This window comes from Klebsiella sp. M041 (assembly GCF_059759695.1).
Map to the genome: position 1 here is coordinate 194,433 of NZ_JCAXWU010000006.1, position 12,906 is coordinate 207,338.

Consider the following 12,906-nt stretch of genomic DNA (forward strand, 5'->3'; position numbering starts at 1 on the left):
TTGCCGATCGCCTGCCGGCGGCGGACATACCAGGAGTTGCTATGTTCTTATCCAGCCTGATGGCCCTTGCCGCGGTGCTGATCATGGGAGTGATCAGTCCCGGCCCGAGCTTTATTTTTGTCGCGCGCAATGCGGTCGCCCGCTCGCGCCTGCACGGTCTGGTGACCGCCCTTGGCACCGGCGCCGGCGCCGCCATTTTTTCTATTATGGCGATGCTGGGCCTGCAGAAGGTGCTCACCGCGGTGCCGGAGCTGTTTATTGGCTTGAAAGTAGCGGGCGGGCTCTACCTGCTATGGTTGGGCTATAAGATTTTCCGCGGTTCGGCGCAGACGATGGATTTTTCCGCCAGCGGCATGGACGGCAACCGTTCGTTGCTGAAGACTTTCCGCGACGGGCTGTATACTCAGTTGAGCAATCCCAAAACCGCGCTGGTGTTTGCCTCGATTTTTACCGCCGTGCTGCCGGCGCAGATCCCCACCGCCTTCTATTACATCGTGCCGCTGATGAGTTTCCTGATTGACGTCAGCTGGTATTCGCTGGTGGCGCTGGTGCTCTCCGCTGATCGTCCGCGTCGGGTCTACCTGCGCCTGAAGCGGCGAATCGATATCGCCACCGCGACGGTGCTGGGGGCGCTGGGACTGCGGCTTATCGCCACCTCCCTCACCCGCTAGCGGCTACACGGTATGGATGCGAATATCGTGTTGCTGAAAGGCAACGCGATATTCGCGACTGATGTTCTCCTCCACCACCAGCACATCGATATCGCTGCTCGCGGCCACCACGAATCGCGCCACCGCCGGAATTTTATCCGAGGTCAGGCCGATGATAATTTCGCTGCACTGCTTAATCACCGCTTTCTTAAACTCGCAGTCGGCATAGTCAAAGCCGGTCAGGCCCGACTCTGGCGCCATGGCGCAGCCGCCGATAAACCCCTGGTCGAATAACATTCCCTGCACCTGAGCCACCGCCGCGGCCCCAACGCAGCCCCCGCTCGCCCGCTGCACCTGGCCGCCGAGCATCACCACCTCGTAGAGCGGCTTTTTCACCAGTACCGCGGCGATCTCCGGAGAGTTCGTTACCACCGTCAGCGCCAGCTCGGCGGGCAGCGCCTCGGCCATCGCCAGATTGGTGGTGCCGGTATCAATGAAAAGGATGCCGCCAGGTTTCACCAGCCGGGCGCACTGCTGCGCGATCCTGAGTTTTGTTGCTCGGTTTTTATCTTTCCGTTCACTGTAATCTCCCGCTTCCGGCAGGCTCAACACCGCCCCGCCGTAGACTTTTTTACAGACGCCTTCGCGGCTAAGCTCATGCAGATCGCGGCGGATGGTGTGCTCAGACACCTGAAGACGCGCCGCCAGCTCCGCACACACCACCCTGCCGTTTTCCTGCAGGATCTGGCAAATCAGCGCTTGTCGCTGTTGAGGAAAAGCAGCATAATCGAGCAAAGAAACCCCTTAAATCATCATAAACGAGCAACAGCAAGCATGATCGTCTGCCCTGCCGTGATTGTCAATGTTCCTGCCCGGAGGTTTACCATGAAAATTGCCCATTTCGCCCTGTGGACCCAACGGCTTGAGGCTCAGGCCCGCTTCTGGGTCGAGTTCTTTGCCGCCAGCATCAATGAAAAATACCTCAGCCAGACCAATCCCGGCTTTGCCTCCTATTTTGTCACCATCGACGACGAGGTGGTGATCGAGCTGATGACCAAGCCTGGCCTGCAGCAGGCCAGCGCCGATAATAACCATACCGGCTGGGCGCACCTGGCCCTCTCGGTGGGCGGCGCAGAACAGGTCGATGCCCTTGCCCAGCGCGCCGGCGCGGCGGGAATACTGGTTTCACCGCCGCGCACCACCGGCGACGGCTATTATGAGGCGGTGATCGCCGATCCCGATGGCAACCTGATTGAAATCGTCGCATAGTCAGCAGACCGCCAGCCATAAGGAGGCATCCATGGCACATTACCGGATCATCGACACCGCGGCCTGGCCCCGCCGGGACCATTTCACCTTTTACCGACAATTTGCCAACCCCAGCTTTAATCTCTGCGTTCCGATAGAGGCGCAGCGCCTATACGAATGTGCGAAGGACCGTCGGGTCTCGTTTTTTCAGCTCGCGCTCTATGCCCTGCTGCGCGCGGCCAACGGGGTCCCGCAGCTCCGACAGCGCATGCGCAATGGCGAGGTGATTGAATATGACAGTCTGGCGGTCATGACGCCGGTGATGACCGTCGAGGAGGGCTTCCGCCAGGTATGGTGCGACAACGCCCCCGAGTTCACCACCTTCAGCGCCGCGGCAACGCCAAAGATCGTCGCGGCAAGAGAGACATCGCCTGCGCCGCTCATCGTCGATGGCGAACATTTTATCTGCGCCAGCTGTCTGCCGTGGCTCCACTTCACCTCGATGACCCATGCGGAATACGCGGTGGGCGCCGCGGTTCCGGCGCTCACCTGGGGGAAACTGCAGAACGGCGTGATCCCGGTGGCCGGGCGATTTAACCATGCCTTCGTCGACGGTCTCCACGCCAGCCGCTTTTATGCCCTCATCGAAGAGGGGTTTCGCGACCCCGAGCGGCTCTGGCAGCCGCTAGCCGCAACCGCCCCCTCACTGCTTCCCCCTGCGGCGAAGGAGCGTTAACGTCTGCCCGGAACCGACCGTCACGGTGCCTTACGCCGTACACGGCGGTCGGTACGGGTTCACTTTCATCGTTCTCGCCCAGCCGGCGAATACCGCGCAGGTGTGACGCCTGTTCAGAACCTCGCGATGGAAAGGCTGGGTCGCGGACAGCATGTTGCCTCCCTCATCGCACAGCGGAAACCACTGCTTCATAGCCAAAGAATGGGATTATATTGCCGATCCTTTGCTAAGGATAATTGGTTATAAATCATAGCGTTTCAGTGTTAGACAGGTCGAAGTGCGCCTCTTATCTTTCGTCATGAATTGTAAATCACCACGCAATCACTTGATGAGGTAGCACTTTTGTCCAGATTACAACAAGGATTAAAAACCAGAAAAACCCGCTTTGCCCTGGCGCTAAAAGTGGCCCTGCTCGGCGGCGTGGTAGCATTTTCTTCTGCCGTCTTTGCTGAGGGTCTTCTGAAAGAAGGTATCACCCCGGCCGCCGACGCCAGTCAAATCCCGGCCAGCGCTAAGCTGCGCAAGGACACGGTAGTGGCCGGGATCTCCGAGCCGCAGGGGATCTTCAACCCCTACTTTTTCGTCAACGGCTGGGATGAGAACGTCACTAACGTCATTTTTTCACGCCTAATCGACTGGGACAGCCAGGGCAAGCTGGTCCCGGGGCTGGCGGAGAGCTGGACGGTCAGCCCGGACAATAAAGTCTATACCATCAAATTGCGCCCTGGCCTGACCTTCAGCGACGGTTCACCGCTGACGGCGGAAGATGTCGCCTTTACCCTGACTGTCCTGCTCGACCCCAAATATGATGGCGATACCGACATCACTCTGGCCAATATCGCCGGCGGCGCAGAATACAAAGCCGGCAAGGCTGACCGCGTCAGCGGCCTGAAGGTCATCGACCCGCTCACCCTGCAGGTAACCACCACCCAGCCAGGCGCCACCACGCTGGCCAAAATTGGCGGGCCGGTGTTGTCGAAAGCCTGGTACGGCAAAGGATATCAGCGGGGAAATCTCGACTATCTGCGCTCACTGCACGGCAAGCCGCTGGGCAACGGCCCTTACGTGTACGATACCTATATTCCCGGTCAGGAAATTCGCTTCCATGCCAATAGCCACTTTTACCGTGGGACGCCGCCAACGCCGCGCTTTATCTATCGCGTAACCAATCCGTCGACCAACTTCCAGCTGTTCCAGACCGGGGAGACCGACTACGACGCCTTTACCTCTCGTCCTGACGATATCGAACAGCTGAAGATGCTCGGCTTCGCCAACATTAACCTTTACGGCTCCAGCGACTACAGCCAGGTGGAATTCAACGTTCATCGCCCGGCGCTGCAGGATAAGCGGGTGCGCCAGGCGCTGATTTACGGCCTGGACCGGCAAAAGCTGATCGACGTGGTCTATCAGGGATACGGCAAAGTCGCCATCGAGCCGATCGCCCCTATCTCCTGGGCCTTTAACGCAGAAGGCGTCAATCCTTACCCTTACGATCCGGCGCAGGCGAAAAAGCTGCTGGATGAGGCCGGCTGGAAAGCTGGCGCCGACGGTATCCGCGTCAAAGAGGGCCAGCGTCTGGAGCTGACCCTGCTGGTGAGCAAGAAGGTGCTCAACGATGCGTTGATCCCCATCGCCAAAGAGAACTGGCGGCAGATCGGCGTGCTGCTTAAGCCGCAGGTGGTGGATTTCAACGCCCTGATGGCGCAGCGCAAAGCCGGAAATTACGATCTGGCCTCGTTCAGCACCAGCACCCTCAACGACCCGCATGATGGGGTATGGGATTTTTACAGCAGCGAAGCGAAAGCGTCCGGCTACCACAACGCGGAGGTCGATAAGCTGATTAACGCCGGCAACGCGGTGCTCGACATCGAACAGCGCAAGCCGATCTATCACCAGCTGTACAAAGTGCTGGCCGACGATCCACCGGTGATCCTGCTCGGCTATCGCAACATTCTTTCCGCCAGCAGCGCCCGCGTCACCGGCTTTAAACCGGATATCTACAACGGCCTGACCGGCAGCCTGCCGGATGTGAAAATCGTCAAGTAAATCCCCTGGCCGCCGGGTTAACCGGCGGCTGATGCGAGATCGTCATGAAAAATTTCATCCTGAGGCGCCTGCTACAAACGCTGCCGATGCTGCTGCTGGCCTCGTTCATTATTTTTATGCTGTTTGCCAAAACCCCCGGCGACTTTATCGATGGCAATATCACCCTGACCGCCGCCCGCGCCGCGGAGCTGAAGGCGATCTATGGCCTTGACCAGCCGCTGTTCACCCGCTATCTCCACTGGCTGGGACAGCTGCTGCGCGGCGATTTAGGCTTTTCGCTGCAGTATCAGATCCCGGTCAGCCAGCTGCTCAACCAGTACATCTGGAACTCTTTTCTGCTGGCCAGCGTCGCGCTGGTCTTTTACTGGGGCATTGGCCTGGCGGTCGGCGTGGTGTCAGCCCTGCGACCCGGCTCCTGGTTTGATCATCTGGTGAGCGTCGCGGTGTTTGCCGCCATGTCGTTCCCCACCTTTTTCCTCTGCCTGCTGCTGATTAAATGGTTTGCCGTCGATCTCCACTGGCTGCCGGTAGGCGGGATGACCAATACCGGCAGCGACGAGAGCGGCTGGCAGTATGTGCTGCAGGTGGCGGCCCACCTGGCGCTGCCGGTGCTGGCGCTGGTGATGCTGCAGGCGGGCAGCCTGACGCGCTATGTGCGCGCCAGTATGCTCGACGTGGTGAAAATGGATTTTATCCGTACCGCCCGCGCCAAGGGGTTGCAGGAGCGCACGGTGATCCTCAAACATGCGCTACGCAACGCCCTGCTGCCGATCATCACCCTGCTGGGCTTCGAGCTGCCGGGGCTGTTCTCCGGGGCGATCATTACCGAAAAGGTATTCAACTGGCCGGGGGCGGGCCACATCCATATCGACTCGCTGGCCGCCCGCGACTATCCGGTGCTGATGGGGTTCACCCTGTTTCTGGCGGTGCTGACGATCGTCGGTAATTTGCTCGCCGACGTGCTGTACGCCTGGGCCGATCCGCGTATTCGGGTGAGGTCATGATGATTCTGTCTTACTTTGCTACCCGTCGTCGCCAGCGGCAGGCGGCTATCCCGGCGCTGGCGCACATTACCCCCTCTCCCTGGCGCCAGGGGTGGCGACAGCTGCGCCGTAACCGGCTGGCCATGTTCTGCCTGTTCCTGCTGGCGGTCATGGCGGTGTGGTGCGCGCTGGGGCCCGTCTGGTCGCCGTGGAAAGAGGATGCCACCGACGCCCTGAGCATCAACCACCCGCCCGGTGCCGAACACTGGCTGGGGACCGATTTCCTCGGCCGTGATGTTTACACCCGCCTGCTGCTGGCCGGGCGCATCTCGCTGATTATCGGTCTGCTGACCATGGTGATGTCGGTGTTCCTGGGCTATCTGCTCGGCGCTCTCTCGGGGTATGTCGGCGGGTTAACCGACAGAGTGATCATGCGCGTGGCCGACCTGGTGATGACCATCCCCGGATTGCCGCTGTTGATCGTCGCCGGGGCGATGCTTTCCGAGCTCGATTTTTCTCCGGACTCGCGCATCTATATGGTGGTGGTGATGCTCAGCCTGCTGGAGTGGCCCCGACTGGCGCGGCTGGTGCGCGGACAATGTCTCTCCCTGCGCGAACGCGATTTTATGCTGGCCACCCAGGTGCTGGGCCTGTCGGCGCGTCGCCGGCTGTTTGGCCACCTGCTGCCGAATACCATTCCGATTCTGGTGGTGATGGCGACCATGGCTGTCGCCAACGCCATTCTCAGCGAATCCGCGCTGAGCTATCTCGGCCTCGGCGTGGTGCCGCCGACGCCGTCGTGGGGCAATATGATGGACGCCGCCAATAGCCTGATCGATTTCCAGCGCCGTCCCTGGCTGTGGATGCCGCCAGGGATCGCCATCTTTATCACCGTGATCGCCATTAACGTGCTGGGCGATGGCCTGCGCGACGCCATGGATCCCAATATGAAACCGAGGCTGAAATGAGCATACCGTTAGTCTCCTTTAATCATCTATCCGTCTCTTTCGCTGGCGAACGCCATCGCGTGCGCGCGGTGCAGGACGTCTCTTTCACGATTCAGGCCGGGCAAACCGTTGGCGTGGTGGGCGAGTCCGGCTGCGGCAAAAGCGTCACCGCGATGGCGCTGATGGGCCTCCTGCCGCCGCAGGCCGCGCGCATCGACGGCGGCGAGATCCGTTTCGCGGACCGCGATCTGCTGCGGGTAAAAGCCAGACAGATGGCCGACCTGCGCGGCCACCAGCTGGCAATGATCTTTCAGGAACCGATGTCGGCCCTGAACCCGGTGTTGACCATCGGAGAGCAGCTGTGCGAACCACCGATCCGCCACCTCGGCGCCACGCCGAAAGCCGCCTGGCAGCAGGCTACCCGGCTGCTCAGCGAGGTCGGCCTGGCGCGCGGCGACAGCCTGATGGTCAGCTATCCCCACCAGCTTTCCGGCGGCATGCTGCAGCGGGTGATGATCGCCATGGCGCTGAGCTGTCAGCCCAAACTGCTGATTGCCGACGAACCCACCACCGCGCTCGACGTCACCGTGCAGGCGCAGATCCTGCGCCTGCTGCGGGACCGGGCGCGGGCCAGCCAGATGGCGATGATGCTGATTACCCACGACCTGGGGGTGATCGCGCAGATGGCCGAGCAGGTAGTGGTGATGTATGCCGGACGGATTGTGGAACAGGGCGCCACCGCGGAGGTATTACGCCATCCGCAGCACCCTTATACGCGTGGGCTCATCGCCTCCCGCCCGGTGCCGGGCGAGCGGCGTCGGCGGCTGTACTCGATTCCCGGCCAGGTGCCGGACCTGGCCGCCCTGCCGACGGGCTGCGCCTTTGCCGGGCGCTGCGAGCGGGCGACGGCGCGCTGCCGGGAGGCGATTCCGCCGCTGCTCGGCGAGCGCCAGCGGGCCGCCTGCTTTTACAGCGAATTTGCGGAGGCGACAGCATGAGCGAACGCTATGTTATTGAAGTGGATGGATTGAAAAAATATTTTCCGCTGCGCGACGGCCTGTTTGGCCAACAGACCGGCGAGCTTCGCGCGGTGGACGGCGTCAGCTTTAACATCCGTCCGGGCACCATTTTTGGCCTGGTGGGCGAGTCCGGCAGCGGGAAAACCACCGTCGGCCGAACCCTGCTTGGCCTGTACGAGAAGAGCGCCGGCAGCGTGAAATTTCACGGTCAGGAGCTGGCCGACCTGACCGCGCCAGCCCTGCGCGCCGTTCGGCCGAGGATGCAGCTGGTATTTCAGGATCCCTACAGCTCGCTGAACCCGCGGCTGCGTATTGGCGAGGCGATAGGCGAAGCTATGCTGCAGCACAAGCTCTGCGCCCGCGATGAGCTGTATGACCGGGTGATCGACGTGATGAAGATCTGCGGCCTGGCGCCGGAACACTACGCCCGCTTCCCGCATCAGTTTTCCGGCGGCCAGCGCCAGCGGATCGGTATTGCCCGGGCGCTGATCCTCAACCCGGATTTTATCGTCGCCGATGAGCCCATCTCGGCCCTCGATGTGTCCATTCAGGCGCAGATCATCAATTTGTTTTCCGACCTGCGCGACGACCGCGGCGTCACGTTTCTGTTTATCTCCCACGACCTCGGGGTGGTGGAGCATCTATGTGACGATGTGGCGGTGATGTATCTCGGGCAACTGGTGGAAAGCGCCAGCCGCGATGCGCTGTTCAGCCGCCCCCTCCACCCCTACACCCGAGCGCTTCTGGCCGCGGTGCCGACCCTCGACCCGCACAGCGAACCGCAGACGCTGGTGCAAGGCGAGATCCCGGATCCGGTCAATCCTCCCGCCGGCTGCCGTTTTTCATCCCGTTGCCCGCAGGTCGGCGAGCGGTGCCACAGAGAAGCGCCGGCGCTGCGCGAGGTGGCCCCTGGCCATCGGGTCGCCTGCCATTGGATCGCGTCCTGAGCGCGGTCGGCGTGGTTATTTATTTCTAAACAAGCGGCCGATTGTGCGCAGCGGCGCCAGGATTTACTATCCGTTCCGTCTTGTGAGACGCGTTATGAATGAAGCGTAATATTTTTATTCATTTTTGCCCGATGGCTTCGGGCATTTTTTTGCGACACGCCCGGGAGCGATCCTGCCGGCGACACATTTAGCGGGGCGCGGTCGCCCGTCTGTCAAAACGCAGCAATGGAACTGCTCGTCCGCGCCCCGCTATCCCTATGTGACCTTCCCGTGAAAGCCCGGCAAAAAATAAGACTATATGAGATTGCCCGGGGCATAGCTTTATCTTATTTTTTATGCGTGTACTCCACATTAAGGAATCAAGATCATGCTTAAGCGTCGCACTATTAAAACAGCACTGGCGGCGGTTATTTCTCTCGCCGTTATGGCGGCTCCGGCCTATGCCAACCCGGGTAACGGCAATGGCAATGGCGGCGGCGGTGGTAATCACGGGAACAGTGGTAACCATGGCAATAGCGGCAATCATGGTAACAGCGGTAACAGCGGCGACCATGGCAATAAAGGACAAAATAAAGGTCAGTCCAATGACGATCATGGCAACCGCAAAAACTACGGCAAGCCCGACCACGTCGACAGCGATATTAGCTTCTCACGGGCGCGTTCCCTTGCCGTGAACTACGGTCTGGTCGGCTATCAGGCGCTGCCTCCGGGTATCGCCAAAAATGTCGCCCGCGGCAAACCGTTACCTCCGGGTATCGCGAAAAAGACCCTGCCCGCTTCTATGATTAACGACCTGCCCTATTATCCGGGCTATGAATGGCGCGCGGTCGGCGATGACCTGGTGCTGGTCGCCCTGAGCACCGCCATCGTTACCGCCGTGATTAACGGTGTGTTTGACTAAATCACCTGCTGATTAAAAAGCCTCGCCCCGGCGAGGCTTTTTTGTGCCTGGCGCGGGAGAGTGACAACTCGCTGGCATCATCGCTAAGATAGTGGCTCAACCAACCCGGGACCGACAATGGACAAAGACACCGTAGTGACGCTGTTGAAATACAAGCGCTGGATTGACCTTGCCACCTTGCAGGCAATCCGCGCGATAGACGGTACAGTACATGGCGAAAAGCGTCACCTGACCCTCAGACTGATGAACCATATCCATGTCGTTGACATGATTTTCCGGGCGAATCTGCGCGGCAAGACGCACGGTTACACCGCGCTGAATACCCCCGAGACGCCAACCGTTGATGAGCTGGAAACGGCCATGACCGCCTGTACGGACGAATACATTCAGTACGTCAGCGCCATGACGCCCGCCGATTTCCACGAACGTATCGCCTTCACATTTGTCGACGGCGGCGACGGCAATATGACCGCGATGGAGATGCTCAACCACATGCTCTTTCACGGCGCCTATCACCGCGGCGCGGTGGGCTGGATGATCGGCGAATGCGGCGGCGTGCCGCCGAAAGAGGTGCTGACCGTTTTCCTGCGCGACCATCATTCCTGAGCAAGCTGTCAGCCGTGGATCGCGCGGATGATCAGCAACAGTTCTGCCTGATTACGGGTGTGGGTTTTCCGGTACAGGGCGCTGAGGTGGGTTCTGATGGTGGCGATAGATACGCCCAGATGTAAGGCGCACTCATCCGGCGTCATGCCCCGCACCAGCAGCTCCGCCACTGCGTTCTCGGCAGGCTTGACGTTAAACAGCTCCATCACGGCGCTGCCGGTGAGAAACGGCTCGGGAATAATCACGCAGGCCACCCCGGCAAGGCGGGCCGCCGGGATCACCAGGATCGGTTTCGGCTGGCGCCCGGCGGTATAGCACAGCCCTGCCCTTGGCGGCTCTGCCGTTTGGGTGGCCTGCTCGATAGCCCGTTTCAGTTTTTTGCTGTCGGTATCAAGGCACAGCGTATCGCCCCCGCTGTACCAGGAGAGGCGGGCGTTGGCGCGCAGGTAGCGTTCGGCATGCGCGCTGGCGTAGAGAATGTTACCGCCATGATCCACCAGCCATACCGGGTAGATCCCATTGTCCATCACCGCGCTCTGGTATTTTATGGTGTCCCGCAGCTGTTCAAACCGGGCGTGTAGCTGGCAGGCGGTTTTCAGCGCCGGGATCAGGCGCCTGAACAGTTCAAACTGCGCCGGCTGCGGATAAGCTGCCGTATTGGCCGTCATCAGTGACAGATAGGTGGCATAGCCATTGAGGGTGCACAGCTTGACGCTGGTAAGATTATTCAGATCGTTGGGGTGATGAAACTCATTGTAATAGACGCTGCCGGCAATAAACTTATCGCCTAAATACTCGCGGTCCCGGTACATCTGCCCGACCGGTAACGCGGTCAGTATTTTTTCGGCGGGATCGATGGCCAGAAACACGTCGCGATAGGCGGTGAAAACCTTCTCCTCCAGCAGGAGTGAATCGGTCAACAGGTGCGCGTTGCCTTTATCGTAGAACAGAAATGCCGCGTACTGATGGCCGGTGAGGAACGCCAGTTTCTGCAGCGCCGATTTCCACAAATCAGGATCCAGGGTGGCCATCAGCACCGTTTCAAGGATCTCGATGTAAATCAGTTCCGGATCGCTCGCCATACCGCCACCTGTGAGTCACTGTTTCCGCTGCCGGAGCGGCGCATGTGGCCGCCCTAATCAGCATAGTTCCGCCAGCGAAACAATGACAGTCCCGGTTCGCTGAGCAGACCGGGAAAGGCGATTGCCGGGAGCGTGACGCCAGTGCACCGTCATGGGGGTTCAGGATCCGCTGTGGCGGGTCTGGATAGCGCCCCCCTTGCGGCATAGCGTCCGCCAGACCATCAGGGCGCACAGCAGGGTGACGACCGCCAGCCCGCTAAACAGTACCGTATAAGCAGTGTCATAGCTCTCGCGCAGCGCCCGAAGGGAAAAGTCAGGCAAAAGCGCAGCCGCCTGCGGCACATTACCAGCCCCCAGCCAGCCTGCGGCGCGGTGAATCACCTCGGGCGCATACCCATGAACGCGACTCTGCAGAGTCAGGTTATTGCTTGCCGTTAATACCGCGGTGACGACCGCCAGGGCGATCCCCTCGCCGGCAACGCGAACGGTGTTGAACAGGCCTGCCGCCATACCGGCTTTGGCGACCGGCACTGCGGATATCGCCAGGCCATCCATCAATCCCCAGGGAAGCGCCGCCCCCGCCCCGCACAGGATCAGCGCCAGCACCAGCTGCGGGAGGCGGTGGCTGTGAAAAGCATCACCCAGCAACAGCAACCCAACGGAGGCAATCATCAGCCCCCCCGTGGCCACCTGCCCCGGTGAAAACCAGCGGGTGAGCAGGGCCGCAAGGGATGGGAAAATCAGCATCGGCGCGGTCAGCGCCATCAGATACAGCGCGCTCTGCGACTCACTCATCCCCTCTCCGCCCATAAAATGCAGTGGAACGATAATCAGCAGGACAACGTAGCAACAGCAGGTGGCGACAGGCAGCAACAGTACGCCGACAAAACGCGGATGGCGCAGCAGGGCGAGTTCCAGCACCGGGTTGTTCACTCTTCGGCAGCGCACGGCAAACGCGACGAACAGCCCCCCCGATACGATGAACAAGGCCAGCGTGGTCAGCGATAAAAAACCGCGGGCCGGAATGACCATCAGCGAGGCAGTGAACAGCATCAGGGCCAACGTAAACAGGGTTAAGCCGAGATTGTCGGGTGTCCGCGGCTCGCTTTTTTCTGCCGCGGGCAGACAGGCCAGACCGAGAAACAGAACCATCGCCGAGAGCAGCGCAAACAGGGCGTATACGCCGCGCCAGCCCACCGCGTCGGTCATGAAGCCGATCAGCAGCGGACCGAACGCCAGGCCGGCGCCGAACACCGTGCCCAGGATGCTGAATGCCCGCGTCCGCTGAGCGCCGTCATACAACTGGGCCAGCGCCGCACTGCCGCTGGCTAAAATCATCGCCGCGGCCAGACCTTGCAGAGCCCTCAGCACGCCTGACAGGAAGAGTTCGTGCGTCAGGCAAAACAGCAGACTGCTCAGGCAAAACAGCGCGGCGCCAGCGAGAAAGATGCGTTTTCTGTCAATGGCATCCGCGGTCACGCCTGCGGCCAGCAAAAAGCTGCCGAAGGTCAGCATAAAGCCATTGGTCAGCCACGACAGCGCAGCGGGAGAGCCGCCCAGCGACTGCTGTATCGCCGGGGTGGTCATGACGCCGCCGGTAAAACTTAACGGCAGCAGCATGGCCGCCATAAAGACAGAAAGCGCGGCCAGGGCGCTGGCGGATCGGGAATGTGTTCTGGCGGTGAGTAACATCAGGCGGCCCTCATCAGTCGGCAAGGAAGGAATGAATAAACTGCCGCCA

General features: G+C 60.7%; 13 protein-coding genes and 1 pseudogene. 10 read left to right on the forward strand and 4 right to left on the reverse strand.

All coding sequences use genetic code 11. The features are described from left to right. The first annotated feature begins 41 nt into the window (after positions 1 to 41). Positions 42 to 671, forward strand: coding sequence for a LysE family translocator (locus AC6CWS_RS09975; protein WP_023289966.1), 630 nt, complete (start codon positions 42 to 44; stop codon positions 669 to 671). A gap of 3 nt (positions 672 to 674) precedes the next feature. Here AC6CWS_RS09975 and AC6CWS_RS09980 read toward each other — a convergent pair whose 3' ends face one another. Then, a complete protein-coding gene (locus AC6CWS_RS09980; protein ID WP_032453133.1) occupies positions 675 to 1,445 on the reverse strand; it encodes a DeoR/GlpR family DNA-binding transcription regulator in 771 nt (256 codons plus the stop codon). Between the two features lie 90 nt (positions 1,446 to 1,535). Here AC6CWS_RS09980 and AC6CWS_RS09985 point away from each other — a divergent pair, with 90 nt between their 5' ends. The 9 genes from AC6CWS_RS09985 to AC6CWS_RS10025 all read left to right on the forward strand — a co-directional run bounded on the left by AC6CWS_RS09985 (position 1,536) and on the right by AC6CWS_RS10025 (position 10,083). Beyond that, positions 1,536 to 1,919, forward strand: a complete 384-nt coding sequence (locus AC6CWS_RS09985) for a VOC family protein (RefSeq protein ID WP_032453134.1) — start codon at positions 1,536 to 1,538, stop codon at positions 1,917 to 1,919. Positions 1,920 to 1,950: 31 nt separating this feature from the next. Next, on the forward strand, positions 1,951 to 2,634 hold the full coding sequence (locus tag AC6CWS_RS09990; protein ID WP_065881485.1) for a CatA-like O-acetyltransferase, family 1: 684 nt from the start codon (positions 1,951 to 1,953) through the stop codon (positions 2,632 to 2,634). A gap of 342 nt (positions 2,635 to 2,976) precedes the next feature. Beyond that, positions 2,977 to 4,680, forward strand: coding sequence for an ABC transporter substrate-binding protein (locus tag AC6CWS_RS09995; protein ID WP_065881484.1), 1,704 nt, complete (start codon positions 2,977 to 2,979; stop codon positions 4,678 to 4,680). Between the two features lie 44 nt (positions 4,681 to 4,724). Continuing rightward, positions 4,725 to 5,684, forward strand: a complete 960-nt coding sequence (locus AC6CWS_RS10000) for an ABC transporter permease (protein WP_008804589.1) — start codon at positions 4,725 to 4,727, stop codon at positions 5,682 to 5,684. Next, complete coding sequence (gene opp4C / locus AC6CWS_RS10005) at positions 5,681 to 6,631, forward strand: oligopeptide ABC transporter permease (protein WP_074442557.1); 951 nt, start codon at positions 5,681 to 5,683, stop codon at positions 6,629 to 6,631. Before AC6CWS_RS10000 ends, opp4C begins: the two co-directional genes overlap by 4 nt. Then, positions 6,628 to 7,608, forward strand: coding sequence for an ABC transporter ATP-binding protein (locus AC6CWS_RS10010; protein ID WP_065881482.1), 981 nt, complete (start codon positions 6,628 to 6,630; stop codon positions 7,606 to 7,608). The genes opp4C and AC6CWS_RS10010 overlap by 4 nt, the downstream gene beginning before the upstream one ends. Continuing rightward, positions 7,605 to 8,576 (forward strand): ABC transporter ATP-binding protein, encoded by a 972-nt coding sequence (locus AC6CWS_RS10015; protein WP_065881480.1) that lies wholly within the window; start codon positions 7,605 to 7,607, stop codon positions 8,574 to 8,576. The genes AC6CWS_RS10010 and AC6CWS_RS10015 overlap by 4 nt, the downstream gene beginning before the upstream one ends. Positions 8,577 to 8,943: 367 nt before the next feature. Beyond that, positions 8,944 to 9,477: an anti-virulence regulator CigR family protein gene (locus AC6CWS_RS10020; protein WP_023289974.1), complete on the forward strand. Its 534-nt coding sequence runs from the start codon at positions 8,944 to 8,946 to the stop codon at positions 9,475 to 9,477. Positions 9,478 to 9,594: 117 nt separating this feature from the next. After that, positions 9,595 to 10,083, forward strand: a complete 489-nt coding sequence (locus AC6CWS_RS10025) for a DinB family protein (RefSeq protein ID WP_065881478.1) — start codon at positions 9,595 to 9,597, stop codon at positions 10,081 to 10,083. 8 nt (positions 10,084 to 10,091) lie between these two features. Here AC6CWS_RS10025 and AC6CWS_RS10030 read toward each other — a convergent pair whose 3' ends face one another. From AC6CWS_RS10030 to AC6CWS_RS10040, 3 genes and pseudogenes are all read right to left on the reverse strand, one after another. After that, the gene (locus tag AC6CWS_RS10030; protein WP_307720938.1) at positions 10,092 to 10,895 is read right to left on the reverse strand and encodes a helix-turn-helix transcriptional regulator; all 804 of its coding nucleotides are present in this window, start codon (positions 10,893 to 10,895) and stop codon (positions 10,092 to 10,094) included. A gap of 156 nt (positions 10,896 to 11,051) precedes the next feature. Then, positions 11,052 to 11,165 (reverse strand): annotated as a pseudogene (locus AC6CWS_RS10035) (helix-turn-helix transcriptional regulator); the annotation flags it as partial. A gap of 159 nt (positions 11,166 to 11,324) precedes the next feature. Beyond that, positions 11,325 to 12,857: an MFS transporter gene (locus tag AC6CWS_RS10040; RefSeq protein ID WP_065881476.1), complete on the reverse strand. Its 1,533-nt coding sequence runs from the start codon at positions 12,855 to 12,857 to the stop codon at positions 11,325 to 11,327. Between the last annotated feature and the right edge of the window lie 49 nt (positions 12,858 to 12,906).